We start from the raw sequence: 26,608 nt of genomic DNA on the forward strand, positions 1-26,608 counted from the left end.
GTGTTAAGGACATGTTGTGAGTAAGAAAGTCACCTCCATACGAGGCATGAACGATATCCTTCCGGAGCAGACAGCCCTGTGGCAGTGGCTGGAAGGCAAGGTGCGAGATGTGCTGGCCAGTTATGGCTACCAGGAAATTCGCATGCCTATTGTGGAACAGACAGACCTGTTCAAGCGCAGCATCGGTGAAGTAACCGATATTGTCGAAAAAGAAATGTACACCTTCGACGATCGCAACGGTGACAGTTTGACCCTTCGCCCGGAAGGTACTGCCAGCTGCGTGCGGGCCTGCGAAGAGCATGGTTTGCTTTACAATCAGGTTCAGCGGCTGTGGTATACCGGCCCCATGTTTCGTCACGAGCGCCCGCAAGCTGGACGCTATCGCCAGTTCCACCAGATCGGAGTGGAAACCTTCGGGATGGACGGGCCGGACATCGACGTTGAAGTGATCCTGATGACCGCGCGGTTGTGGAAAGTTCTGGGCCTTGCTGACAAGGTCACTCTGGAGCTGAACTCACTGGGTGATGCGGGTGACCGGGCCCGCTACCGGGATGCCCTGGTGGTCTACCTGAAGGAACACGTGGCTGAGATTGACGAGGACTCTCGCAAGCGTATCGAAAGAAGCCCGCTTCGGGTACTGGACAGCAAGGATTCTGGCACCCGCAAAGTCCTGGAAGGGGCTCCGCAGCTGGCGGATTACCTCAATGACGATGCCCGAGCCCACTTTGACAGCCTGAAATCCTTGCTCGATGCCAACGGCATTGCTTATAAAGTGAACCCGTATCTGGTGCGTGGCCTGGATTATTACGGCAAGACTGTGTTCGAGTGGGTTACCGATGCACTCGGTGCCCAGGGTACCGTGTGTGCGGGGGGGCGTTACGACGGGCTGGTTGCTCAGCTGGGCGGCAAACCGACCCCGGCGGTAGGTTTTGCCATGGGTGTAGAACGACTCATTCTGCTGATTGAGCAGAACCGCCCGGAACTGTCGGCGCCGGTTGGCGTCTATGTGATGCCGATGGGCGATGTGCTCGCCCCGACCATGATGCTGGCTGAGGCGCTGCGTGATGCTTTGCCAGACCATGGGGTGCAGCTCCACTGCGGTGGTGGCAGCTTCAAAAGCCAGATGAAAAAAGCGGATCGCAGCGGTGCAGCGGTCGCCTTGATTATTGGTGAAAATGAGCTCGCTGATGGCGTGGTGACGGTTAAGCCGTTGCGAGGTCAGGGTGAGCAGGTACAGGTTGCTCAAGGCGATGTGGCCAACGCAGTCACATCGTTTCTGGCATAGACAACGGCAGCGGACAGCAGGGCGCGATGGTCGGTCGGGGTGTTTACATCGCCAATCCGGTACCTTGGCGGTGCTTGCAAAACAGGGTTTCTGCCGCCTCGTCGCATAAACCGGCTGCTTGAAGCCTCTTGCGTTGATGTGAACGTCAGACGAAATGAAATAAACAAGCGCCGGGAAGAATGCTTCCGGGCAATAAAAACGAAAGGAGATCAGGGTGGTAGATTACATCCGTGACGAAGAAGAGCAGGCGGAACTGCTCAAGAACTGGTGGCAGCAAAATGGTACCGCGGCCATCATCACAATCGTGTTGGCTGTGGCCGCTTTGATTGGCTGGCGGGAGTGGCAGGACCACAGTGCAGGGCAGTCCGCTGAGGCGTCTGCTCAATATCAGGAAATGCTCCAGGAGCTGGTCGCGCCACAGCAGGATAGCGCAGCCATCGTCACCAAGGCTGATGCGTTGATTGACGCTTATCCGAAGACCGCTTACGCAGACTATGCCCGTCTGGCTAAAGCCGCGCTTTCGGTGCAGTCCAGTGAATTCGAGCAGGCGGTTGAACTGCTGCAAGCGGTTGCTGACAACGGTGCTACGGATGCTATTGAGTACACGGCTTCCCTGCGCCTCGCCCGTGTCCATCTTCACCAGCAAGCGTGGGACAAGGCGCAGGCTCAACTGGACAAGCGCTTCCCTGAGGCCTTTAACGGTATGGCACTTGAACTTCGGGGTGATCTGGCCAAGGGCCAGGGTGAAACTGAGGTGGCCATACAGCGTTACCAGGAAGCGCTGGCTGTGCTCCAGGATGGTGGTGAAAAAGACCGTGTGCAAATGAAACTGGATGACCTGAAGAGCTAAATGAAATACTTCCTTCTTCCCCTGATGCTGGCCAGCCTTGTGCTGGCTGGTTGCAGCTCTAACCCCAATGCCATTGAACCCAACGATTTGCCTGACTTCGAGGCCAGCTACAAGGTCAAGCGGCTGTGGAGTGAGGGGGTAGGAGATGGTGTTGAAGATAGCCAGCTTTCGCTGCGTCCGGCGGTGACTGCGCTGCAGGTCATTGCCGGCGATGTCTTTGGCGATGTTTATGCGGTAAGCCGGGATAAAGGCAAGCGTCAGTGGCGTAAGAAAACCGGTGATCGTATTGCCGGTGGCTTCTATGCCGGCTACGGCATGGTGCTTTACGGTACCCGAGAAGGGATGGCGGTTGCACTGGATGCCGAAACCGGTGAGGAGCTGTGGCGCACCCAGCTGTCTGGCGAAGTGCTGGCCATTCCTGTCAGCGATGGCAGTCTGACGATTTTCCAGACCCAGGATGGCCATGTGGTCGCGCTGGATGCAGCTACCGGTGAACAGCGCTGGGATTTTGAAACCCCGGTCCCGACGCTCACCTTGCGTGGGCTGGCGCAGCCTACTATTGCGAATGACAGGGTGTATGCCGGCTTTGCCAACGCCAAGGTCGCGGCGCTGGATCTCGCCTCTGGTGCGCCGGTCTGGGAGCAGCGGATTGCTGAGGCGACCGGCCGCTCCGAGTTGGATCGCCTGATCGATGTGGACAGCAACCTGATTGTGGAAGGAGGGGGCGTATTTGCTGTTACCTTCCAGGGACGCATTAGCGTGATGGATCAGGATAATGGCCGCCAATACTGGGACAAGGACATGTCCAGTGCCCTGAACATCAGTACCAGTGGTAGCGGTAGCCTGTTTGTAGCCGATGACGTAGGGGTCGTGCGTGCGGTAGATCAGCGCGGTGGAACGGTGCTATGGAAGCAGGACGGGCTGTATGGCCGTCGTCTTACCGGTACCGCTTTCCAGGATGGGCTGGTGGCTGTGGGAGATTACGAAGGATACATCCACTGGTTGAACGCAGATGATGGCAGCATTGTAGCGCGTAAACGTCATGACGGTGATGGCTTTGCCGGCACCCCTGTCAGTTATGACGACATCCTTTATGTGCTGGGCTACGATGGCAAACTGTCCGCCTATCAGCTGACACCCCGTTAGGCTCTTACCGGTCAACATTCGCAAAGCGCCCCGCTGGATTGCTCCTGCGGGGCGTTTTGCGTAAAGCGTACAGACACGTTTCGCGTTACCATAGCGCCCAAATACCCTTGCAGAGACACCTATGAAACCGGTCATCGCCCTGGTGGGGCGGCCCAATGTGGGCAAATCCACCCTGTTTAATCGACTCACCCGTACCCGTGATGCCCTTGTGGCGGACTTCCCGGGTCTGACCCGCGACCGCAAGTACGGTGACGGGCGCATGGGCGACTACCCTTATACCGTGGTAGACACCGGGGGTATTGGCGAGAACGAGGATGGCATTGATGCCCCCATGACAGACCAGTCCCTGCGAGCGGTAGGGGAAGCGGATCTGGTGCTGTTTATGGTGGATGGCCGGGCCGGGCTGACGGCAGCGGACGAGCAGATTGCTGCAGAGCTACGCAAGCTGCCGAAACCGACCTATTTGGTAGTCAACAAGACGGATGGCATTGATGCCGATACTGCCATGGCAGATTTTTATGCCTTGGGCATGAGTGATGTCCTGCCTATTGCTGCCGCTCATGGGCGTGGTGTACGCAGCATGATTGAAACCGTCATGGAGGCGTTTCCGGATCTGGAGCCGCTTGATCCTGAGCAGGAAGCCGAGAGGCCCCGGCAGGATGACAGCATCCGTGTTGCGGTGCTGGGGCGACCCAATGTGGGTAAGTCCACCCTGATCAACCGTATGCTTGGCGAAGAGCGGGTCGTCGTGTTTGACCACGCGGGGACCACCCGTGACTCGATCGAAATTCCCTTTGAGCGCATGGGCAAGCCCTACACGCTGATTGATACGGCCGGTGTGCGCCGCCGGGGCAAGGTCTACGAGATGGTGGAAAAATTTTCCGTCATCAAGGCGTTGCAAGCGGTGGAGGCGGCGCAGGTGGTGGTCATTGTCATTGATGCCCGGGAGGGGATTACCGACCAGGATCTTCACCTTTTGGGCTATGTTCTCGATAGCGGTCGTGCGCTTATGATTGCAGTGAACAAATGGGATGGCCTTGATGCGGATCATAAGGAGCGGGTGCGCGTCGAGCTTGGGCGCCGGCTGGAATTTGCTCCCTGGGTCAAAATCAAGTTCATCTCAGCGTTGCATGGCACCGGAGTGGGTGACCTCTGGGGCATGGTGGAAAAAGCCTGGGATAGTGCCTTTATCAAGGTGGGTACCAATGAAATGACAAGGATCATGGAGTCCATTACGGCAGGGCACCCACCGCCACGCAATGGTCGTTTCCGGGCCAAGCTGCGTTTTGCCCACATGGGGGGCAATAACCCGCCCACCATTGTGCTGCACGGTAACCGGACCGAGTCGCTGCCCCACAGTTACAAGCGCTTCCTGGAAAACCGCTTCCGTGAAGCCCTGCAACTGGAAGGTACCCCCATCCGGCTGGAATTCAAGTCTGGATCTAATCCCTACGAGGGGCGCAAGAATGAGCTCACCGAGCGTCAGGTGCATAAACGTCGCCGCATGATAAAACGCATGAAGAAGTGACCGGCAGGCCAGTGGAGGGCTGATCATCAAACGTTGGGGGAAGGGGCTGTTCGTCGCAACTGGCATGTTGATGCCGGTTAGTCTCTGGGCCATGGAGCCTATGATGCCTCTTGCCGACATGCCTGCCATGGTGCTGACGCCAGCGCGGGTCAGCCAGCCTCAGTCCGAAGCCCCGGCCAGCGTGACGGTCATTGACCGCAACCTGATTGAGGCCAGTGGTGCCCGTGAACTCTATGAAGTGCTGAAGCTGGTGCCCGGCATGACGGCCATCAAAGTGGATGGCAATGTGCCCACAGTGGCATACCACGGTACCCAGGCCCGGGATTCGCGGCGCATGCTGGTGTTGCTGGATGGACGCAGTCAGTATCAGCCGGGGCTTTCCCGTGTTAACTGGAATGACATGCCGGTTGATATCCGGGACGTGGAGCGCATTGAGGTAACACGGGGCCCGGCAGCGGCGGCCTATGGCGCCAATGCCTTCACGGCGGTGGTGAATATCATTACCCGTGATCCGCGGGATATCAGCAAGCATACGGTCTCTGTCCGGGGAGGGAATAATGGCATCCTGGATGGCCGTGCTGCTGCTGTAGGGCATGGCGACAACACTGCCTGGCGAGCCTCTGTGTCACGTCGGGCAGATGATGGCTACGATGAACCCTTTGAAGGGGAAACGCGTCCGGACCGCAAGCGGATTGAAACGCTGAATACAGAATGGGTCTGGGAGTCTGATTCGCACAATACCTTTGCACTGCAGGTCGGGGGGAGCCAGAGTCGCCTCGAGCGTCAGCAGGAGAGCGGCGTCGCTGATATCGGGCGCTATACACGGGAACCGGTTCAAAAGGGTGAGCGGGCCTTTCTCGGATTGGAGTGGCAGCATGTGTTTTCTGCCACACATCAGTTAAAGATCAGCACCTACGGCCAATACAACAAGGAAGTCACGGATTTCGGGGTCTGTTATCTGGATCCGTTTACCGGTCAGCAAGGGCCTGGCGGGGCACTATTGTTCTCCCAGGAATTACGTGAGCTGTATTCGCAGAACGGGGGGGATACAGCGGCAACCTTTGCGGCGGTGCCCACCAGTGGCCCGGTGTTGTCCCGCTATGGTTCGCTGCAGGGGGTCGCGGGGGTGAATTTCTGTGCCGACAGTGAGTTGGACCTGCAGGAAGAACGCTACGATCTGGAAGTGCAGGATACCTGGCAAATCAACGATCGAATGCGCCTGGTGAGTGGTGCCAATGTCCGCCATGACCGGGTGAGTTCACAGGCCTATCTTTCGGGAACGGAAGATAATGTCAGCTACCGGCTGTTTGGCAATCTGGCTGTGGATGTGCTCAGTCCCTTGACGCTAAATCTTGGGGGGTATTGGGAAAGAGACCAGATCAATGGTGAGCATTTCAGTCCCCGAGGAGGGGTCAGCTGGCGAGTGGCACCGGGCCATACCTTGCGATATGTCTATTCCCGGGCGGTACGTACACCGGATATCTATGAAGATCAGGCAATCACCAATATTCAGGCTCTGGATATGTCCGAGCCGTTTGCCAGTAATCCGGAGGCCCTTTTGGGCTGGTCCCCCTCCTACTTCTTCATCACCCAGAGCAGCCCTGGCACCCTCAAACCGGAGAAAATTCGCTCGGAGGAAATCGGATACTACGGACAGTTCCGGTTTCTGGAGCTGGACGTTCGCTATTTTCAGGAAGAACTCACCGACCTGCTCAGTCACGCCCTGAACCCGTTTGAGTTTGAACCCAATAATGAAGGCTGGGTAAAACATCAGGGCACCGAGGCTCAGTTGACTTTTCGGCCCACGGTAAACCATCTACTCCGGCTGACCGGGGCGCACATTCATACCCATACCAACAAGAAGACAGAAACCCGAATTGCGGCAAGGGATTCCGGCAGCGCTTTATGGGCGTGGCAGCTGGCGTCTCAGTGGGGGGTGTCAACAGCTTACTATTTCGCCAATGATTATAATGACTATCGGTACGAACGGGCGGATTTGCAAATCCGCTTTCGCCACCGCGCCGGTCCGGCGGAGCTGGAGTGGCGGGCGGTGATTCAGCATGCGCTGAACAAGGAGCCGATCGTCTTCGAGGAAAACCAGTACCAGGAAGACAGGATGTGGCTGGAGCTGGAGATGAAGATCTGATGCGGCAGGGACGTGATTGGCTGATAGCGCTACTGCTGGTGCTGGCGCCCTCGTCCCTGTTTGCCCAAACGCCCCCGCTGGCGGTGTATGTCGAAGGAGCGCAAGGGCATTTCCGCTCTGGCTTTATTCAGGCCCTTCAGGCGGCTGGACAACCTCTCGTTCTGGTCGCCTCCGAGCAAGACAGTGACATGCTCATTGCCTTGGGCGATGAGGCTTTCTCGCGTGCGCTGGAGCAGGGGAAGCCCGTCCTGGGTGTGTTTGTCAGCCGTGCGCTGGCAGAAAAAGTCGAACGCAAGGGGTGCCATTGTGCTGCGATCTGGGCGGGCGTGGCACTTGATGACCAGCTTGCAATGCTGGAAGTGATGATGCCTCTGGCTCGCAAGGTTGGGGTGGTTCTTGGGCCCAACAGCGCGTGGTCACAAGGCGCGCTGCAGGATTACAGCGGCAGATTAAGTCTTTTCCCCATGTTGGTGTCTCCGGAAAATGAGTTGGGCGACTTGTTGCGCGAGACACTTCCGGAACTGGATGTTCTGTTGTTGCCGGTGGACGAGGATCTCTTTGGGCCAGCAGCTGCCAAACTGATCCTGTTGACCAGTTACCGTTTGCGCCGTCCGGTTTTTGGCCCGGAGCAAAGCTATGTCCAGGCGGGAAGTGTGGCCAGTCTTTACGCGAGCGGGGGTGATCTGGTGGCGGAAGCACTGGTTCATCTGGAGTCATTTCGACAGCGTAAGCGGTTCCGGCGATCGGGTTTTGTGCATACCCCTTCGGTGATTGTTAATGAACACGTGGCTGGCAGCTTTGATATGCGGTACAGCAACACCGAAGCCTTGCGTGATGCCCAGGAGATGCTGCCATGAAGACGCAGGCTGGTATCCGTAAGCAGTTACAGATCCTGGGGGTCGTCCCTGCGCTGTTTATGCTGGGTTTGCTGCTGGTCGCCCTGACCTGGCAGCGTTTCGAAGATGCAGATCGGGACTTGCAAGCGTTGGGCAGCTTTATGGCCCAGCAAATCGCTTCCTCATCTGAATATGGGGTGCTGGCGGGAAACTATGGAGACCTGCGCCGTCAGGCACAGCTGGCAATGCAGCAAGCGGATCTTCAGTACGTGGTCTTTCGTGACGAAAAGGGCAAAGTGCTGCTTTACGAAGGGCGAAATGATCAGCCCCGGACCCAGGGAATCATGGAGTTCCAGTCTGGCATCTACCAACAACCTGTGGCGGAAACCGACACGTTGAGGTTGGCACTGGATGATAGCCTGGAACCTGTGCGGATAGGCTCTGTGGTACTTGGTATGTCCAATGCCCGCCTGCTGGCACGACAAAAAGAAATTCTGTTGGCGAGTCTGATCCCCGCTCTTTCAGCGACCTTGCTCGGTCTGTGGATTGCCCAGTATCTTGCGCGCCAGATCGCCTCTCCAATCAACTACCTTTCAGGGTTGCTGCGAACCCTGCGTCACGGGGATTATCACGTCCGGGGCACCAGCCGACTGCATGGCGAGCTTGGTGAGCTGCAGGATGATATCAATCAACTGGCCGGCAGTTTGGAAACGGCACGAGACGATCAGCAGCTGGCTATTGAGGAGTTAAAGGCGGCTCACCAGCAGGCACAAAGTGCCAGTCAGGCGAAAAGTGATTTTCTGGCGATGATGAGTCACGAACTTCGCACCCCCATGAATGGCGTGTTGGGAATGCTGCAATTACTGGAAGAAACTCGCCAGAGTGAGGAACAGCATGAATACACCCAGGTCGCGCTTGAGTCCACGGGGCATTTGCTGGACGTAATCAACGATATTCTCGATTTTTCGCGTATTGAAGCGGGGCGCATGGATCTTGATCCAATGTACTTCGAATTGATGCCGCTGCTACAAAATTGTCTTTCAACCTTTCGGTATCTGGCTGAGAAAAAAGGTATTTATTTGCATCTCGAGACCGCTGATCTGATCAAGCGACGGGTGGTACGTACCGATCCGACCCGGTTGCGCCAGGTGCTTAATAACCTTATCTCCAATGCCATCAAGTTCACCAGTGAAGGTGGGGTGACAGTAAGGGTGAAAGGGGCGCTGGTGGAGCCAGACTGGCTGGATCTGAAGCTTTCAGTGGAAGATACCGGTATTGGGATTCCACAGGAAAAACAGGCGCAATTGTTCAAGGCATTTTCCCAGCTGGATTCCTCTACCTCCAGACGTTTTGGTGGGACGGGGCTGGGGCTGGCCATCGCCCGTCGGCTCAGCGAGATGCTGGGAGGGCAATTGACTGTCGAAAGTCCGGATGGCGGTGGTAGCACATTCACATTGTCACTGCGGTTGCTATTCCGCCAAGACATGCCTGAGCAGAATGAAGTGGTATTGATCAGCGGTGAAGCCGAGCCGCGCACTCTAAGCGGCCTGGTGTTGCTGGTCGAAGATAACGAAGTGAATCTGATGGTCGCTCGCCGCATTCTTGAGCAGATGGGGGTCACGGTGGTTACGGCCCTCAATGGTAAAGAGGCGCTGGACAGGGTCAAGCAACGGGATTTCGACTGCATCCTCATGGATGTGCAGATGCCGGTGCTCGACGGCATGGAGGCAACTCGCCAGCTCAGGCAGTGGGAGCGGGAGCAGGGCCGGGCGCCTATTCCGGTCATTGCCTTGACCGCCAACGCCATGGAAGAAGAGCGCGAGAGGTGCTTTTCTGCAGGCATGGACGACCATCTGGCCAAGCCGTTCCGCCGTCAGCAACTCAGTCGTGTGCTGACCCCGTATCTGACCCTTGAACGTACTCAATCCGGGCGCTGAACTCTCCGTCTGTCAGACGTGTGGTGATGGTGTCGCCGGGTTGCAGCTGTGCGGCGGAGCGCACGGCTTCTTCCCCTTTGAAGGTAATGCTGTAGCCCCGCGCCAGCGTTCGCAGCGGACTCGCAGTATCCAGCCGTTTTCCCAGGCCTCCCAGCCGGACTTGCTCCTGCTGCAACTGTCGCAACAGCGGGGCGGGTAACCGTTTATTCAGGCTGTCCAGCCGTTGCTGTCGCTCGGCCAGCACTCGCTGAGGGGACAGTCTTGCCAGTCGTTGCTGGCTGGGTTTCAGGCGACTGCCAAGCAGGTCCAGACGATGTTGCATCTGGCGCTGCAGGCGAGCGTGGAGTTCGTCCAGGCGCTGACTGCTTTGCTCCAGCGAGTGGCGCGGGGAACGCAACCGCTGGCGCAGGTGCCGCAGGCGATCGCCGGGTGTACGCAATTGCTGGGCCATGACCCATTTGAGGCGACGTTGCAGGGCGTTAAACCGCTGGCTGACCACAGACAGGTCCGGGCTCACCAGCTCCGCGGCAGCGGATGGGGTCGGGGCGCGCAGGTCAGCAGCAAAGTCCGTCAGCCCGGTGTCCACTTCGTGGCCAACCGCCGAGACGATGGGAATTGGACAAGCGGCCACGGCCCGGGTCAGGGTTTCGTCGTTGAACGCCCAAAGGTCTTCCAGGGAGCCGCCACCACGGCCGATGATCAGTACGTCGCACTCATTGCGCGCGACCGCGGTGTTGAGCGCCTGTGTCAGCTGGGCAGGGGCATCGGCTCCCTGGACAGCGGCGGGATAGATGACCACCGGGATCGAAGGGCAACGCCGCTTGAGGACCTGAAGAATATCGCGGATGGCAGCGCCGGACGGGGAGGTGATCACGCCAATCTGTCGTGGCCAGTCCGGCAGGCCCTGCTTGCGCTCCTGGGCAAACAGGCCTTCTGCCTGCAGCTGGGCCTTGAGGGCGTCAAAGCGGGCCTTGAGCGCGCCTTCCCCGGCGGGCTCCATGTGTTCCACCACAATCTGGAAATTACCGCGCGGGACATACAGGGTGACTTTGGCCCGTACCAGCACTTGCTGGCCATTTTGCGGCTGGAAATCCAGCAGCCTGTTACGGTTTCGAAACATGGCCCCGTTAATCTGGGCGCGGGCATCCTTGAGGCTGAAGTACCAGTGACCCGAAGCCGGCCGGGAGAAGTTGGACAATTCCCCCTGCAGCCATATCAGCGGAAAGGAGCCTTCCAGCAGTCCCTGGGCTTCCAGGTTCAGCTGGCTGATGGAAAGGGGGTCGGTGCGCGATGAAAAACTCATCGCGGGAGAGTAGCGACTTTCGCCGCCGCCCGCTACTGTCCGGATTGTGTACAAGGGCTGAAATGACGTATAATCGCCCGCTTAATTTCCGGGGGTGGCCTAGGTTTGGCCGCCTTGACCGGCGGCACCCGGGTCCCCTCCTTAACTCCGGGTGCGTCTGACAGAACCCCAATCAGCGGTTCGAGTCGGAAACCCTCTCACTTCCTACGGTGCAATATGCTCAGAATCGTGCAAGAAGCATTGACGTTCGACGACGTTCTGCTTGTACCCGCCCATTCCAATGTGCTGCCCAAGGATGTGTCCCTGAAAAGCAAATTGACGCGGGACATCTCTTTGAACATTCCTCTGGTCTCTGCAGCCATGGATACGGTCACCGAGCACCGCCTGGCCATTACCATGGCCCAGGAAGGCGGCATCGGCATTCTCCACAAGAGCATGGATCAGGAAGACCAGGCGCGAAATGTGCGCATGGTGAAAAAATACGAATCCGGTGTTGTTAAAGACCCGATCACCATTGGTCCGAAGGCCACCGTGGCCGAGCTGCTGCGCCTGACCGAAGCCAACAATATCTCCGGGGTACCGGTGGTCGAAGGCGATAAGGTAGTAGGCATTGTCACCAGCCGTGATACCCGATTCGTCACCAACTACGACCAGCACGTTGAAGACATCATGACCGGCAAGGACCGGCTGGTGACCGTGCAGGAAGGTGCCGGTGCGGACGAAGTCCAGCTGCTGCTGCACAAGAACCGTATCGAGAAAGTGCTGGTGGTCAATGATGCGGGTGAATTGCGCGGCATGATCACCGTGAAGGACATCGAGAAGGCCCGCAAATATCCCAATGCCTGCAAGGACTCTCAGGGCCGCTTGCGCGTGGGGGCCGCAGTGGGCACGGGCGCCGGTACGGATGAGCGTGTGGCTGCACTGGTTGAAGCCGGTGTCGACGTTATCGTTGTGGATACCGCTCACGGTCATTCCCAGGGCGTTATCGACCGTGTCGCCTGGGTCAAGAAAAACTTCCCGGATGTGCAGGTTATTGGCGGCAACATTGCCACCGCGGCAGCGGCAAAAGACCTGGTGGCGGCGGGTGCCGATGCGGTGAAAGTCGGTATCGGCCCGGGTTCCATTTGTACCACCCGTATTGTTGCGGGTATCGGCGTGCCACAGATTTCTGCCATTTCTGACGTGGCGGCTGCCCTCGACGGTACCGGCGTGCCGCTGATTGCCGATGGCGGTATTCGTTTCTCCGGTGATATTGCCAAGGCTGTGGCGGCGGGTGCCAGCGCCATCATGATCGGTTCCCTGTTGGCAGGAACGGAAGAAGCCCCGGGTGAAGTCGAGCTGTACCAGGGGGGCTACTACAAGGCCTACCGTGGCATGGGCTCGTTGGGTGCCATGTCGGGCAAGACTGGCTCATCCGACCGCTATTTCCAGGATGCGGCGGCCGGTATTGAAAAGCTGGTGCCAGAAGGTATCGAAGGCCGGGTGCCCTACAAGGGGCCGATGAGCGCCATCGTTCACCAACTGATGGGTGGCCTGCGTGCCTCCATGGGCTACACCGGCTGCGCCACTGTCGATGAAATGCGCACCAAGCCCGAGTTCGTGAAAGTGTCTGCCGCCGGGATGAAAGAGTCCCACGTGCATGACGTGACGATTACGAAGGAAGCTCCGAATTATCCGGTTGGGTGATTCGAGGTCTATCGTGACTTGAAAGGGGTCGGACGTCTGAGGTTGGACGTCTGGCGCCAGAATCGGTCGGAGGCATCTCCGGCCGTTTTGTTTTTTTAAAGCGTCCGACGTCAGACATCCGACGTCCGACCCGTAACCAACAAGGCCCGGTGCCAGCCGCCGGCAACCACCGCGGGATAGAACCCCATGCAAGACATTCATGCCCAGCGCATCCTTATTCTGGACTTCGGTTCCCAGTACACCCAGCTGATCGCCCGTCGTGTGCGTGAAATCGGGGTCTACTGTGAAATTCGTGCCTTTGACATGACCGCAGAAGAGATCAGCGAGTTTGCGCCCAAGGGCATTATCCTGTCGGGTGGCCCTGAGTCGGTGACAGCGGCTGAAACCCCGCGTGCACCGCAGGCGGTGTTTGATGCTGGCGTGCCGGTGTTGGGTATCTGCTACGGCATGCAGACCATGGCCGAGCAGTTGGGTGGCAAGGTGGTCGCGGGTGAGAAACACGAGTTTGGTTACGCCCGGGTGGAAAAGGCAGAAAGTAACCGCCTTCTCGATGGCATTGTCGACCATGAAGAGCATGCCAGTGAATTTCTGGATGTGTGGATGAGCCACGGGGACCGTGTCGGTGCGACACCGGACGGCTTCAAGGTGATCGCCACTACCGGCAGCTGCCCGATTGCCGGCATGGCCAACGATGAAAAGCGGTTCTATGGCATCCAGTTCCACCCCGAAGTGACACATACCCTGCAGGGTGGTCGGCTGCTCGAGCGTTTTGTTCGCGAGTTGTGTGACTGTGAAGCCCTGTGGACCCCCAGCAATATCATCAACGACGCTATCGAGACCATCCGCGAGCAGGTGGGTAGCGACGAGGTGATCCTCGGTCTGTCCGGTGGCGTGGATTCCTCAGTGGTGGCGGCGCTGCTGCACAAGGCCATTGGTGAGCAGCTTACCTGTGTGTTTGTGGACAACGGCCTGCTGCGTCACCAGGAAGGTGACCAGGTGATGGAAATGTTTGCCGACAACATGGGCGTGAAAGTGATCCGTGTGGACGCGGAAGACAATTTCCTCGGCAAGCTGGCCGGAGAGGCCGACCCGGAGAAGAAGCGCAAGATCATTGGTAATACCTTTATCGACATCTTCGATGAAGAAGCGGGCAAGCTGAAGAACGCCAACTGGCTGGCCCAGGGCACCATCTACCCGGATGTGATCGAGTCCGCCGCCAGCAAGACAGGCAAGGCGCACGTGATCAAGAGCCACCACAATGTGGGCGGCCTGCCGGAAGACATGAAGCTCAAGCTGGTGGAGCCTCTGCGTGAGCTGTTCAAGGATGAGGTGCGCAAGATCGGTCTGGAATTGGGCCTGCCCTACGACATGGTCTATCGCCACCCCTTCCCGGGTCCGGGCCTTGGGGTTCGTATCCTTGGTGAAGTGAAGAAGGAATACGCCGACACCTTGCGTCTGGCGGACCATATCTTCATTGAAGAGCTGAGAGCGGCGGGGCTGTACCACAAGACCAGCCAGGCTTTTGCGGTGTTTTTGCCAGTCAAATCCGTGGGCGTGGTGGGCGACGCCCGCCGCTACGAATACGTGGTCGCGCTGCGTGCGGTGGAAACCATCGACTTCATGACCGCTCGCTGGGCACACCTGCCCTACGAATTCCTGGAGCTGGTCTCCAGCCGCATTATCAATGAAATCCCTGGCATCAGCCGGGTGACCTACGATATTTCGTCCAAGCCGCCAGCCACGATTGAGTGGGAGTAAGGCCGGATCAGCGAAAAGGGCGGCCTGTGGCCGCCTTTTTTGTTGGCGGTCAGGCCGTTTTGCTGCTTGAAAAACAAGCGGATTTGCTTAAAATACGCAGCCTTCCCGGAATTCGGGGCCGCTGAGACGGCTTCCGGATCGTGAGCAGAGTCTCACTGCCGGGCAGAATTCATTCCGTTTCAGTCAGTTGCGCGCTTCAAACCAGCGGGTTTGGGGTTGTTGTGCCCATTGTAGTGGCATACAATGCGCGCCTTTACTGGGGCGGCGAGGCGTCGCCTCATTGTCTAAAACAGAGTGGAGGTTCACGACATTAAGCGTGGAGGCAACAAGGGCCGCGAGCAACGCGCCCGGATCAATCAGCAAATCCAGGGAACCGAAGTTCGGTTGATCGATGTGGACGGTGAGCAGGTAGGGATTGTCAGCCTGCAGGATGCACTGGACAAGGCGACCGCGAAGCAACTGGATCTGGTAGAAATCTCCCCTGGTGCGGAACCGCCGGTTTGTCGAATCATGGATTACGGCAAACACCTGTTTGAGGCGAAGCAAAAGGCCAAAGAGGGGCGCAAGAAGCAGCGCCAGACTCAGGTCAAGGAAATCAAATTCCGTCCCGGCACCGATATCGGCGACTATGAGGTGAAACTGCGTAACCTCAGAAAGTTCCTCGAGGCCGGCGACAAAACCAAGATTACCGTCCGTTTCCGCGGCCGGGAAATGGCTCACCAGGAGCTGGGCCGGGAACTGCTCGAGCGTATCGAGAAGGACCTGGAAGAGTTCGGCACTGTGGAGCAGCGCCCGAATATGGAAGGTCGCCAGATGATCATGGTGATCGGCCCGGGCAAAAAGAAGAAGTAACCCTTTCTGATTCGGAAAATGTTACTCCCTAAATTAACCAACTTGAGAAGGTACCATGCCTAAAATCAAGACAAATCGTGGGGCTGCCAAGCGTTTCAAGAAAACCGCCTCCGGTTTCAAGCGCAAGCAGGCATTCAAAAACCACATTCTGACCAAGAAGTCCTCCAAGACTATCCGTCAGCTGCGTCCGAAAACCGAGGTACATGAGTCTGATGTAGCTCTGGTTAAACGCATGATGCCCTACGCATAACTGATACGGATCTGGAGACTAGACAATGGCACGAGTAAAACGTGGTGTGCAGGCCCGTCGTCGGCACAAGAAAATTCTCAAGCAGGCTAAAGGCTACTACGGTGCCCGCAGCCGTGTATTCCGTGTAGCGGTACAGGCCGTTACCAAAGCCGGTCAGTACGCCTACCGTGACCGTAAGGTTCGCAAGCGTCAGTTCCGTCGTCTGTGGATTGTGCGTATCAACGCCGCTGCGCGTCTGAACGGTCTGTCCTACAGCCGTCTGATCGATGGCCTGAAAAAGGCATCCATCGATATCGACCGTAAAGTACTGGCGGACATCGCTGTTCGCGATCAGGCAACCTTTAGCGCTTTGGCCGAGAAAGCCAAAGCGAGTCTCACCGCCTGATTCACTGTTTCGTCCTGAACGAAGCAGCATACTCAACGGGGGAAGAGCTCGCGCTCTTCCCCCGTTTTTGTTTAAAAGACCAGCTACAAGCTACAAGCTGCAAGCTACAACGCGGCTTCAGCGTTGTGCTATTCGAAAGCCTCAATGCCGCGCCCGAACGTAGCGGCGCGGGGAAAGCGGTTTCGGATGGCAACAGTCGCGAACCGTGTTGTAGTTTGCAGCTTGAAGCTTGCAGCTTATAAAAGACTGCGGAGTCTTCGATGGAAAATCTCAATGCCCTGGTCGATGCCGCCCTGGCAGAGGTAGAGCAGGCCGGTGATATCCGGGCCCTGGACGATGTGCGGGTGAAATACCTGGGCAAGAAAGGGGAAATCAGTGCCCTGATGAAGGGGCTGGGCAAGTTGAGCGCGGAAGAGCGCCCCAAGGCCGGGGCGGTCATCAATGAAGGCAAGCAGAAGGTTCAGGACGCGATTACCGCTCGCAAGACCCTGCTGGAAGAAGCTGCCCTGGCCGAACAACTGGCCAGTGAAACCGTGGATGTGACACTGCCCGGTCGCGGTGAGATGCCGGGCAACCTGCATCCCGTGAACCGCATGCGCCGCCGTATCGAGGATTTCTTCCTGCGTCTTGGCTTCGATATTTCCGAAGGCCCGGAAGTGGAAGATGATTTCCATAACTTCGAAGCGTTGAATATTCCTTCCCATCACCCGGCCCGTGCCATGCACGACACCTTCTATTTTGGTGATGGCCGTCTGCTGCGGACGCACACCTCACCGGTGCAGGTGCGCGTGATGGAGCAGGGCAAACCGCCGTTCCGGATTATTGCGCCAGGCCGTGTGTACCGGTGTGACTCCGACCTCACGCATACCCCCATGTTTCACCAGGTGGAAGGGCTACTGGTAGACAAGGACATCACCTTTGCCGACCTGCGTGGCACCGTGGCGGAATTCCTGCGTTTCATCTTTGAGGTGGAAGACCTGCCGGTGCGCTTCCGTCCCAGCTATTTCCCGTTCACCGAGCCCAGTGCGGAAGTGGATGTGGGCTGTGTGAGCTGCAGTGGAGAAGGCTGCCGTGTGTGCTCCCATACCGGTTGGCTGGAAATCATGGGTTGCGGCATGGTGCACCCGAAAGTGCTTGAGCACGGCGGTGTCGATGCCAGTGAATACAGTGGCTTTGCCTTCGGCATGGGGATTGAGCGTATCACCATGCTGCGTTACGGCGTGAACGACCTGCGGTTGTTCTTTGAAAACGACACCCGTTTCCTGTCTCAGTTCAGCTGACACATTCACCACAGAGCCCACAGGGCACACAGAGAATGACTCTGTGCCCTCTGTGGTAACAAGACGCTAGTAAGGATTTGAACATGCTCGTAAATGAAGCCTGGTTGCGGGAATGGGTTAACCCCGCGGTTGATACGGACACTCTGGTGAAGCAGCTGACCATGGCTGGCCTGGAAGTGGACGGCGTGGAACCGGCAGCGCCGGTATTTTCCGGTGTCGTGGTGGGGCAGGTAGAAAGCTGCGAGCCGCACCCTGATGCGGACAAACTGCGTGTCTGTCAGGTGAGTAACGGCTCGCAAACGGCTCAGGTGGTGTGTGGCGCCAGCAATGTCCGTCCGGGCCTGAAAATTCCTTTCGCGCAAGTGGGCGCCAAGCTGCCCGGTGACTTCAAGATCAAGAAAGCCAAGCTACGTGGCGTGGAATCCAACGGCATGCTGTGTGGCGCCTCCGAGCTGGGTCTGGAAGACCTCATCGATGGCTTGATGGAGCTGCCAGACGATGCGCCGGTGGGTACGGATTTCCGGGAGTACCTGCAGCTGGATGATGCGGTGATCGAGGTGGATCTGACCCCGAACCGCGCAGACTGCCTGAGCGTGCGCGGTATCGCCCGCGAGCTGGGGGTAATGAATCAGTGTCCGCTCACCGAAGTCGCCATCAGCCAAGTGACGCCTGCGATTGATGACACCCTGACCATCACCCTGGCTGACAGCGATGCCTGCCCGCGTTATCTCGGCCGGGTCATCAAGGGCGTTAACGTCAAGGCTGACACCCCATTGTGGATGGTCGAGCGCCTGCGCCGGGCCGGCCTGCGTACTATCGACCCGATTGTCGACGTGACCAACTATGTTCTGCTGGAACTGGGCCAGCCGCTGCATGCGTTTGATCTGGCCAGGCTCAGCGGCGGTATCACCGTGCGCAAGGCCAAGGCTGACGAGACACTGGTAACCCTGGACGAGCAGACGTTGACGCTGCGGGATGACACCCTGGTGATTGCCGATGACACCGCCGCGCTTGCCGTGGCCGGTGTCATGGGAGGCAAGCCCTCCGCGGTCACCGAACAGACCCAGGACATTTTCCTGGAGTGTGCGTTCTTTGCGCCGCTGGCGATTGCCGGCAAGGCCCGTTCCTACGGCCTGCACACCGACTCTTCTCACCGTTTTGAGCGCGGGGTTGATCCGCAATTGCAGCAGGATGCGATTGAGCGTGCTACCGCGTTGATTCTGGAGATCGCCGGCGGTCAGCCAGGGCCTGTGTGTGAGGCCGTGGAAGACGCCAAACTGCCACGGCAGGCCGAGATCGCCTTGCGCGCAGAGCGTATCGAAGGGTTGTTGGGCATGGCATTGCCCGCCGAGCAGGTCGAAGACATCCTCGGTCGTCTGGGCATGGCCATCACGCCCGCCGCCAGCGGCGATGCCTGGACCGTGCTGGCGCCGAGCTGGCGCTTTGACATGGCCATCGAGCCCGACCTGATCGAAGAGCTGGCGCGGATCTATGGCTATGAAAAGCTGCCAAGTCGCGTGCCGGCAGGCTCTCCGTCGGGGGATACCGTCGGCGAGAATGTGGTGGCAGTGCGCCGTCTGGCCGATACCTTGATCGATCGCGGCTATCTTGAAGCGATTACCTATACCTTTGTGGAGCCGGGTTTGCTCAAGCAGGTGGAGCCTCGCGTTGAGCCGCTGCCGCTGCTCAATCCGATTTCTGCTGATCTGGGCGTTATGCGCACCACGCTGCTGGCCGGTTTGTTCAGCACGGCGCGCCACAACCTGAACCGTCAGGCGGATCGTCTGCGTCTGTTCGAGACCGGCCTGCGTTTCATGCCTCAAGCGCAAGGCGAGCTGGAACAAACCCCGATGATTGCCGGGCTGGTCTACGGCAGCGCCCAGCCGCAAAACTGGGAAGGCAAGCGGGCGGCAGACTTCTTTGATCTGAAAGGGGATGTGGAAGCCCTGCTCAGTCTGTCCGATGCCAGCGCGTTCAGTTTTACCGCGGGTGAGCATCCCGCCCTGCACCCGGGGCAGACGGCGGCCTTGAGCCGCGGTGGTGAGGTGGTCGGCTACCTTGGCCGCATCCACCCGCGCCTGGCGGCAGATCTGGACCTGCCGGCCAACCTGTATGCCTTTGAGTTGGCGCTGGCGCCACTGCAGCAAGGAATACTGCCTCACTTTGCCGGTGTTTCCGATCAGCCGCGGATGCGTCGCGATCTGGCTTTTGTCGTGGACGCTGGCGTTCCGGCAGGGGATTTGGTGGCAGCGGTTCGCGACACCTGTGACGAACGTCTCACTGATGTTCGGATTTTCGATATATATCAAGGTGATAGCATTGGTGAAAATCGCAAAAGTCTCGCCTTGGGCTTGACCTTCCAGGACCGTTCGCGCACTCTTAAGGATCAAGAAGTCAACGACTTGGTGGAGGCTGTTGTTTCTCAAGTAAAACAGCAGTTTAACGCCACTTTGAGGGATTGATTCAGGGATTTGGGAGTCTTTTCATGGGTGCGCTGACCAAAGCGGACATGGCCGAGCGCCTGTTCGAAGAGCTTGGCCTGAACAAGCGCGAAGCCAAGGAAATGGTGGAAATGTTCTTCGAGGAAATCCGCCACTCCCTTGAGAGCAACGTTCCCGTGAAACTCTCCGGCTTCGGTAATTTTGACCTTCGTGACAAGAGCGAGCGTCCCGGCCGTAATCCTAAAACCGGTGAGGAAATTCCCATCACCGCCCGACGGGTTGTGACCTTCCGTCCAGGACAAAAACTAAAACAACGGGTTGAGGCCTATGCTGGAACCAAGCCATAACGACGAACTCCCGGCGATCCCGGGTAAGCGTTATTTCACCATTGGCGAAGTCAGCGACCTGTGCGATGTGAAACCACACGTACTGCGCTACTGGGAGCAGGAATTTCCCCAGCTCAAGCCGGTGAAACGACGCGGTAACCGTCGTTACTATCAGCGCCAGGACGTGCTGATGATCCGCCAGATTCGCAGCTTGCTGTACGATCAGGGCTTTACGATCGGTGGCGCGCGTCAGCAGCTTACCGGTGGTGCCAACGCAGAGCAGGCCACGCAGTATCACCAGCTGATCAAGCAAATGATCACCGAGCTGGAAGAAGTGCTGGACGTACTCAAGGCGTCCTGACGAGTCATACGTGACGCGCCATGCTTCAGCATGACGATCAAGCCCCGCCAGCCTGCTGGCGGGGCTTTTTCATGCCTTGACCCCATTGGCCGATCAAACCCTGAGCAAACAGCATCTTGCAGGTTCCATCCCCCCATCAAATCCGCTATTATGCACGCCGCTTTGGTAGCCAGTGGTTGCCAGACATCTCGGGGCGTAGCGCAGCCTGGTAGCGCACTTGCATGGGGTGCAAGGGGTCGGAGGTTCGAATCCTCTCGCCCCGACCAAATTTGGTCGGATTAAAAAAGCTCGGCACTGGCCGGGCTTTTTTTATGCGCGTTTCCCGCGTCGTGTCAGCCGATCTTCAAGGCCGGTAGCCGGTCAGGGGGCGGAGATCTCCTGGCGAGATTCTGTGGCCCTGCGTCAGGTATTCTTTTTGGCCTTGGCCTTGTAAGCGGCTTTTCTTGCCTTCTTTCTTTCTTCTTTTTCTTTTGCTTTTCTCGCCCGGATTTCTGCCACTTTTACGTGTTCTTTTTCCGCCATCGCGGGGGTTTCCAGGGTGATCTGGCCGAGTTTACCGCTGCGGAATTCGTTGATCAGCAGGGCCGCAGTGCGGTCGAAATCCACGTGACCGCCGCGGCCCAGGCAGCCGCGCTGTTTGCCAATGGTTTCCAGCATGGGGACGCCTTCGTTGGGCAGGGTGTCCAGCTTGAAGCGCTCTTTCATTAGCTCGGGGTAGGCCTGCATGAAATATTCGGCCGCGTAGAGCGCCACGTCATCTTCCTGCATGGCGGTGGCCTTGATGGCGCCTGACAGGGCCAGCCGGTAGCCGCTGGCGGCGTTTTCAATTTTGGGCCAGAGGATGCCGGGAGAATCAATCAGGATCAGGCCGCCGCCCAGTTCAATCCGTTGCTGGCGCTGGGTGACCGCCGGCTCGTTGCCGGCTTTGGCAACGGGGCGTCCGGCCAGGGTATTGATAAGAGTGGATTTGCCCACATTGGGGATGCCGGTGATCAGGGCGGTAATGGTGGTAGCCCGGTCAATTTTCTTGTTGACCATTTGCTTGCAGGTATCTGCCAGCTTGCGAATGGGGTCCGGTTTCTGGGTGGTAATGGCGAGTGCGCGAACCTTGGGATCTTGCTGTAGATGCTCCAGCCATTGTGCGGTTACCGCCGGGTCGGCCAGATCGCTTTTGCTGAGCAGCTTCAGGCAGGGCTTGTCGGCACGGAAGTTCTCGATCACCGGGTTGGCACTGCTGTAGGGCAGGCGAGCGTCTACGACTTCGATGATCAGGTCTACCTTGGGGAGAATATCGTGAATCTCACGGGTCGCCTTGTTCATGTGGCCGGGGAACCAGTTGATGCTCATCGATACTCGCCTGTCTGGGGGTAAATGAGGGGGCATTATAGCCGTTTATCATGTTGTCTGTGGCGTGCCGGGTGCTGAAAAACCGCGCTTATGACGGTTTTCGCCAGTGCCCTGAAACGTCGTGTCATGAGTGTCTCAATGGCCCTAACGTACACTGTATACCATTGATTCTGATAAAGCGGAGTACGGTATGGATCTGCGTGTGCCGGAGCAGGAGAAGGCATTTCGGGACGAGGTAAGGACTTTTCTGGAAGAAAGCCTGACCCCTGAAATTCGTGAGGCGGGCAAGATGGTGACCTCGGTGTTCGCGCCGGTGAAGGAAGCCATGGCCTGGCAAAAAATCCTCAATGACAAGGGTTGGGCGGCACCGCACTGGCCGAAGGAACATGGTGGTACCGGCTGGAGCGTGACCCAGCGTGCCATTTTTGCCGAAGAGCTGGTGCGTGCGGAAACCCCGCCGCTGGTGCCCATGGGTTTGCACATGTGCGGTCCTTGTCTGATCGGCTGCGGCACTGAAGAACAGCAGAAAGAATACCTGCCGAAGATCCTCAATGGTGAGCACTTCTGGTGTCAGGGTTATTCCGAGCCGGGTTCCGGTTCTGATCTGGCGTCCCTGAAGACCTTTGCTGAAAAAGACGGTGATGACTACATCATCAACGGCACCAAGATCTGGACCACTTACGCCCACTACGCCAACAAGATGTTTGCGCTGGTGCGTACCAATAAAGACGGCAAGCCCCAGCAGGGCATTACCTTCCTGTTGCTGGATATGGACCTGCCGGGTATCACCATCGAGCCCATCGTGGGTCTGGATGAAGTGACCGAGCAGTGCCAGGTGTTCTTCGATAACGTGCGAGTGCCCCAGGCGAATCGTGTCGGTGCCGAGAACGATGGCTGGACCGTGGCCAAGTACCTGCTCACCTTTGAGCGTGGAGGCCAGGAATACGCGCCGGGCCTGAACGTGCAGCTGGAAAAGATCCGTCTGATGGCGGAAAAGCAGCAGACCGTACATGGCCCGATGAGCCAGGATCCGCTGTGGCAACACAAGTTTGCTTCAGTCTCCGCTGACGTGCTGGCACTGGAATTCACCGAGATGCGCATCAAGTCCGCGTTGTCTTCCGGCAAGGATCCGGGGGCGCTGTCTTCCATGACCAAGATTCTCGGCACCGAGTTGCTGCAGAAGGTCACCGAGCTGCGCATTGAAACCCTGGGGGCCCAGGCCGCTATCTGGCAGCCCCAGGCACTGGTGCCGGGCAGCGAACAGCCGATCATTGGCCCTGAGTATGCGCTTACCGCCATGCCTCACTACCTGAACTCACGAGCCTGCTCCATCTACGGCGGCTCCAACGAAGTCCAGCGCGGCATTATTGCCAAAGCCGTGCTGGGTTTGTAAGCGTCCGCCAACAAGGAGAAGTCAGATGAATTTTCAGTTGAGTGAAGAACAGCAAATGCTGGCGGACAGCGCCAAGCGTTTTGTCCGTGACAACCACGACGTGGAAAAACACCGCCAGAACAAGAAGTTGATGCCGCTGGATGAAGCCACCTGGGCACAGTTTGCCGAACTGGGCTGGCTGGCTGTACCGTTCGCTGAAGAGCACGGTGGTCTGGGCATGGGCCCGCTGGAAACCATGGTGCTGCTGCAGGAACTGGGCGAAGGCCTGATCATGGCGCCGTACATTGCCACCGTAGTATTGGGCGGCGGTTTCCTGCGTCACGGCTCTGACGCGCAGCAGGCAGAAACCATTCCTTCCCTGCTGGAAGGTGGTCTGCAGTTGGCGTTTGCGGCAGAGGAATACGAGCGCGTCTTTACCCTGGAAAACACCGCCATGAAAGGCGAGGTGCAGGGTGGCGATGTGGTGCTCAATGGCACCAAGGCGTGTGTCATCAATGGGGATCATGCGGATCAACTGATCGTGCTGGTTCGTACCGCGGGTCAGCCCGGTGACAAGGACGGCCTTAGCTTGTTCCTGGTGGATGCCAACGCTGACGGTGTTGAACGTACGCCGCACCGCACTGTGGACGGTCGTCAGGGCGCGGAAATCCGTTTCAGCAACGTGAAGGTGGCAGAGGCTGCCCGTATCGGCGAGCTGAACCAGGGCTATGACATCGCCCGCACTGTGCTGCTGGAAGGGCTGCTGGCCTTGTCGGCTGAGTGCACCGGCAGCCTCACCGTGCTGCTGAACGACACGGTGGAATACAGCAAGACCCGCAAGCAGTTCGGCCTGCCCATCGGCAAGTTTCAGGCGCTGCAATTCCGTATGGCAGACATGTTCATTGCCATGGAGCAGACCAAATCGCTGCTGATGGCTGCCACCATGAAACTGGTGGAAGGTCACGATGATGCCGCCAAGGCTGTCCACGCCATGAAGGCCCAACTGGGTCGTGCCGGTCGCAAGATCGGCCAGGAAGCCATTCAGATTCATGGTGGCATGGGTATGACTGACGAGCTGAATGTGGGCCATTTCGTCAAACGCCTGAGTGCGGTGGATGGCCTGTTCGGTAACGCGGATGTGCACTTGATGGAAATTGCCCGCTCCGCGTAATCACGCGAGAGACGTGACGAAAGCGGCCTGCGGGCCGCTTTTTTATTGTCCGGGTTTTGCGCGTCGGCTGGCTGCAGGCGGTTCGATGGTGCCGTAATCGTGGGCTCCATCGCCAGCAGGTGGGCTCCCACAGTGGCTTCGTGCCGCGGGATAGTCGGAGGTTGTGGAAGCCTCATACCGCCTTTAGGCAGACGCTTCTGGAGCCCAAAAGAAAACCCGCACAGCGGACGCTGCGCGGGTTTCTTGTGGTTTACAGGACAAGCGGGAATCAGAGTGTCTTAAGGTACTCGATAATGGCCAGGCGTTCCTGGTCTGTCAGTACACTAAAGAAGTCTTCGTGGGGTTGGGGGGTTCATTGCACGCATACCTCCGATTTTGTGTCGAAATTTATTTGTTGTTATCTCCGGGCGAGTGCGGGCGGATGCGTCTGTACCCAGGTGTCCGGATTGCTGCGCTCAGGAATTCATGCGAGAAGCATCAAGAGGAATGTGCAATATTGAGACAATTAAGTGCACCTGTCTCTTTTGTGGCGATGTGAAATTTCCAGTTTGTGACTTGCTAGTCATTATTTGTTGCGCTGGATCGTAATTCGGTTGTTGGAGTATATGAACTGCAAGGTATTGACTATGTTTTGGCGGGGGCAGTGCGCAGGTAAAGCGCTTTCATGCGGTTGTCGGACGTTTGTCATTCCTTGACCGTTCACGTTTAGATAAGTATTTGCTACCGTTACGCTTTTGGCTTGCCACGATGACAAACGGGGTCTTCATGTCACGGATTACTGCCGCGTCCAACGCGCTTCTTCAAGGATTTGAGCTCCCCGAGGGTGACAAGACCTATGTCAAAATTCTGGATGCGGGTTTGGCGTTGTTTATTGAGTTCGGTTTGCGACGTACAACCATGGAGGATGTAGCGAATCGTGCAGGGATTGGACGAGCAACAGCCTACCGTCGTTTTGCGGACAAGGATCAGCTGATACAGGTGGTGATCCTGCGGGAGGCCAAGCGTGAGCTGGATAGCATCGAACATGACTTGAAAGCAATAGACGGCGGGTTGAACCGGCTACTGGAATCTTTTGTGCTGGCTGTGACACGTGCCCATGCTCATCCGCTGTGGCGCAGATTGCTGACCTCCGATTCAGAGATGATACTGCCATTCTTCACCCAGAAAATCTGGCAAATGATGGCCTTTTTCCGGATGTACCTTGCAGACATGCTCGAGCGGGTAAAGAAAGAAGAAAAGCTCAGTGATTTATCTACCGAGTTCATGGCAGAGCTGATGCTGCGTTTGATGCAGTCCATGCTGTTGTCGCCCGAAGGCGTAATGAACCCGAATGATGAAGCCGCCGTACGCAAAGTGGCGGAGGAATGCCTGCGGCCCTTAATGAAAGGGTAGGTTGCCCGATATGGTTTCTGTTAATACAGATTAAAGACCGGCTCGCTGCGCCGGTCTTTTCGTTTCAGAAAGTGAAACCAATGCCAAGCGTGTAAGCGAGGGCATTGATGTCAGCATCGTATTCCACATCGCCCACTTCTGCGTACTGGAATTGCGGTAATCCGGGGGCTTTTATGACCAGATCCTCCACGGTGGCAGTGATGTCCTGAAAAGAGATGTACTTGGTGTCGAATGTCACCCACCAGTGGCGCGTCAGGTGAATATCCAGACCCGCCTGTAGTGCATAGCCAAACTTGTTTTCGACTTCAATGTCTGGCTCACCGAGTTCTGTAGCGATGGGGTTTGTGACTTTGGTGTCGTAAGTGAACAGATAACCAATGCCTCCGCCAAGATAGGGTTGTAACTTATGATCAAGGCGAAAGCGTTTAACCAGGGTAATCAAGGGGGGAGCGACTTTTGTTTCAGCTACCTCTTCCCCCAGTGGAGGCACCCCGGTTGGGATACCGTTCACCTCTTCTACCAAAGGCTCGTTGGCAAGTTTGCCATCGGCTTTAATCTCCAGTGTTGGAGGTGCTGAGGCAATTAATTCCATTGACCAGCCTTTGCCCCATGGTAGCTTGTAGCCCAAAATCACTCCGGGTAAAAGCAGTGGATCAGAGGTGGCTTCGCCCTCGAGGCGTTGCGGGCTTGGACCGAGAGCGGTTTCGCCAATTTCGGTGAGGTTTTTGGCCGTAATGGAATTGGTGGTGACATCCGGATCGAAATACATGGCCCCGAAGCGGAAGTAAAAGCGATCTTCCCCCGCAATATCCCGCACAAATTCGGAACCCGGATAGTCCACACGTACGTCATCGTATTCCGGAATCGTACGTTCTTGCGCCATCACAGGGGCGCAGAGCGCCAGGCCGGTGACAAGCACCGGCAGGCGCAGAACCTTTTTGATGTTCTGCATGTTG

General features: G+C 57.6%; 22 protein-coding genes and 1 tRNA gene. 20 read left to right on the forward strand and 3 right to left on the reverse strand.

Annotated elements, in window-relative coordinates; all coding sequences use genetic code 11:
* The first annotated feature begins 16 nt into the window (after window positions 1–16).
* The 7 genes from hisS to D4A39_RS11185 all read left to right on the forward strand — a co-directional run bounded on the left by hisS (window position 17) and on the right by D4A39_RS11185 (window position 9,728).
* The gene (gene hisS / locus D4A39_RS11155; protein WP_119918122.1) at window positions 17–1,285 is read left to right on the forward strand and encodes a histidine--tRNA ligase; all 1,269 of its coding nucleotides are present in this window, start codon (window positions 17–19) and stop codon (window positions 1,283–1,285) included.
* 214 nt (window positions 1,286–1,499) lie between these two features.
* Complete coding sequence (locus D4A39_RS11160) at window positions 1,500–2,135, forward strand: YfgM family protein (protein WP_022986939.1); 636 nt, start codon at window positions 1,500–1,502, stop codon at window positions 2,133–2,135.
* Window positions 2,136–3,281: an outer membrane protein assembly factor BamB gene (gene bamB, locus D4A39_RS11165; protein ID WP_022986940.1), complete on the forward strand. Its 1,146-nt coding sequence runs from the start codon at window positions 2,136–2,138 to the stop codon at window positions 3,279–3,281.
* A 121-nt stretch (window positions 3,282–3,402) separates the two neighbouring features.
* Window positions 3,403–4,809, forward strand: coding sequence for a ribosome biogenesis GTPase Der (der, locus tag D4A39_RS11170; protein WP_119918123.1), 1,407 nt, complete (start codon window positions 3,403–3,405; stop codon window positions 4,807–4,809).
* Between the two features lie 103 nt (window positions 4,810–4,912).
* Window positions 4,913–6,955 (forward strand): TonB-dependent receptor plug domain-containing protein, encoded by a 2,043-nt coding sequence (locus D4A39_RS11175; protein WP_022986942.1) that lies wholly within the window; start codon window positions 4,913–4,915, stop codon window positions 6,953–6,955.
* On the forward strand, window positions 6,928–7,812 hold the full coding sequence (locus tag D4A39_RS11180) for a hypothetical protein (RefSeq protein ID WP_147393911.1): 885 nt from the start codon (window positions 6,928–6,930) through the stop codon (window positions 7,810–7,812). Before D4A39_RS11175 ends, D4A39_RS11180 begins: the two co-directional genes overlap by 28 nt.
* Window positions 7,809–9,728, forward strand: coding sequence for an ATP-binding protein (locus D4A39_RS11185; RefSeq protein ID WP_022986944.1), 1,920 nt, complete (start codon window positions 7,809–7,811; stop codon window positions 9,726–9,728). The genes D4A39_RS11180 and D4A39_RS11185 overlap by 4 nt, the downstream gene beginning before the upstream one ends.
* Here D4A39_RS11185 and xseA read toward each other — a convergent pair.
* A complete protein-coding gene (gene xseA / locus D4A39_RS11190) occupies window positions 9,673–11,031 on the reverse strand; it encodes an exodeoxyribonuclease VII large subunit (RefSeq protein WP_022986945.1) in 1,359 nt (452 codons plus the stop codon). The genes D4A39_RS11185 and xseA overlap by 56 nt on opposite strands.
* A gap of 216 nt (window positions 11,032–11,247) precedes the next feature.
* Between xseA and guaB the strand changes: the two genes are divergently transcribed.
* From guaB to D4A39_RS11240, 10 genes are all read left to right on the forward strand, one after another.
* On the forward strand, window positions 11,248–12,717 hold the full coding sequence (guaB, locus tag D4A39_RS11195) for an IMP dehydrogenase (RefSeq protein ID WP_022986946.1): 1,470 nt from the start codon (window positions 11,248–11,250) through the stop codon (window positions 12,715–12,717).
* Window positions 12,718–12,903: 186 nt separating this feature from the next.
* A complete protein-coding gene (gene guaA / locus D4A39_RS11200) occupies window positions 12,904–14,475 on the forward strand; it encodes a glutamine-hydrolyzing GMP synthase (protein ID WP_022986947.1) in 1,572 nt (523 codons plus the stop codon).
* A gap of 294 nt (window positions 14,476–14,769) precedes the next feature.
* Window positions 14,770–15,327 (forward strand): translation initiation factor IF-3, encoded by a 558-nt coding sequence (infC, locus tag D4A39_RS11205; protein ID WP_022986948.1) that lies wholly within the window; start codon window positions 14,770–14,772, stop codon window positions 15,325–15,327.
* 55 nt (window positions 15,328–15,382) lie between these two features.
* On the forward strand, window positions 15,383–15,577 hold the full coding sequence (gene rpmI, locus D4A39_RS11210; protein ID WP_022986949.1) for a 50S ribosomal protein L35: 195 nt from the start codon (window positions 15,383–15,385) through the stop codon (window positions 15,575–15,577).
* A 25-nt stretch (window positions 15,578–15,602) separates the two neighbouring features.
* Window positions 15,603–15,962 carry a 50S ribosomal protein L20 gene (rplT, locus tag D4A39_RS11215; protein ID WP_022986950.1) on the forward strand — a complete coding sequence of 120 codons (360 nt, stop codon included), beginning with the start codon at window positions 15,603–15,605 and terminating at the stop codon, window positions 15,960–15,962.
* Window positions 15,963–16,222: 260 nt separating this feature from the next.
* On the forward strand, window positions 16,223–17,242 hold the full coding sequence (gene pheS / locus D4A39_RS11220; RefSeq protein ID WP_022986951.1) for a phenylalanine--tRNA ligase subunit alpha: 1,020 nt from the start codon (window positions 16,223–16,225) through the stop codon (window positions 17,240–17,242).
* Between the two features lie 83 nt (window positions 17,243–17,325).
* A complete protein-coding gene (gene pheT, locus D4A39_RS11225) occupies window positions 17,326–19,704 on the forward strand; it encodes a phenylalanine--tRNA ligase subunit beta (protein ID WP_119918124.1) in 2,379 nt (792 codons plus the stop codon).
* 23 nt (window positions 19,705–19,727) lie between these two features.
* Window positions 19,728–20,030 (forward strand): integration host factor subunit alpha, encoded by a 303-nt coding sequence (ihfA, locus tag D4A39_RS11230; RefSeq protein ID WP_022986953.1) that lies wholly within the window; start codon window positions 19,728–19,730, stop codon window positions 20,028–20,030.
* Entirely contained in the window at window positions 20,011–20,370 is a 360-nt protein-coding gene (locus tag D4A39_RS11235) for a MerR family transcriptional regulator (RefSeq protein WP_022986954.1), read from the forward strand. The genes ihfA and D4A39_RS11235 overlap by 20 nt, the downstream gene beginning before the upstream one ends.
* A 189-nt stretch (window positions 20,371–20,559) precedes the next feature.
* A tRNA-Pro gene (locus tag D4A39_RS11240) sits at window positions 20,560–20,636 on the forward strand.
* A gap of 136 nt (window positions 20,637–20,772) precedes the next feature.
* Here the strand turns inward: D4A39_RS11240 and ylqF are convergent.
* The gene (gene ylqF / locus D4A39_RS11245) at window positions 20,773–21,717 is read right to left on the reverse strand and encodes a ribosome biogenesis GTPase YlqF (protein ID WP_119918125.1); all 945 of its coding nucleotides are present in this window, start codon (window positions 21,715–21,717) and stop codon (window positions 20,773–20,775) included.
* Window positions 21,718–21,907: 190 nt separating this feature from the next.
* Here ylqF and D4A39_RS11250 point away from each other — a divergent pair, with 190 nt between their 5' ends.
* The 3 genes from D4A39_RS11250 (at window position 21,908) to D4A39_RS11260 (ending at window position 25,652) form a co-directional block, all read left to right on the forward strand.
* Window positions 21,908–23,110 carry an acyl-CoA dehydrogenase family protein gene (locus tag D4A39_RS11250; protein WP_022986956.1) on the forward strand — a complete coding sequence of 401 codons (1,203 nt, stop codon included), beginning with the start codon at window positions 21,908–21,910 and terminating at the stop codon, window positions 23,108–23,110.
* A gap of 25 nt (window positions 23,111–23,135) precedes the next feature.
* The gene (locus D4A39_RS11255; RefSeq protein WP_119918126.1) at window positions 23,136–24,260 is read left to right on the forward strand and encodes an acyl-CoA dehydrogenase family protein; all 1,125 of its coding nucleotides are present in this window, start codon (window positions 23,136–23,138) and stop codon (window positions 24,258–24,260) included.
* Window positions 24,261–25,025: 765 nt separating this feature from the next.
* Window positions 25,026–25,652, forward strand: coding sequence for a TetR/AcrR family transcriptional regulator (locus tag D4A39_RS11260; RefSeq protein WP_022986958.1), 627 nt, complete (start codon window positions 25,026–25,028; stop codon window positions 25,650–25,652).
* A gap of 64 nt (window positions 25,653–25,716) precedes the next feature.
* On the opposite strand, the gene D4A39_RS11265 is transcribed toward D4A39_RS11260, so the two are convergent.
* The gene (locus tag D4A39_RS11265) at window positions 25,717–26,604 is read right to left on the reverse strand and encodes an OmpW/AlkL family protein (protein ID WP_022986959.1); all 888 of its coding nucleotides are present in this window, start codon (window positions 26,602–26,604) and stop codon (window positions 25,717–25,719) included.
* Between the last annotated feature and the right edge of the window lie 4 nt (window positions 26,605–26,608).

Origin of the sequence: Alcanivorax profundi, assembly GCF_003597125.1 — a bacterium.
In the GTDB taxonomy this organism is placed as follows: Bacteria; Pseudomonadota; Gammaproteobacteria; order Pseudomonadales; family Alcanivoracaceae; genus Alcanivorax; species Alcanivorax profundi.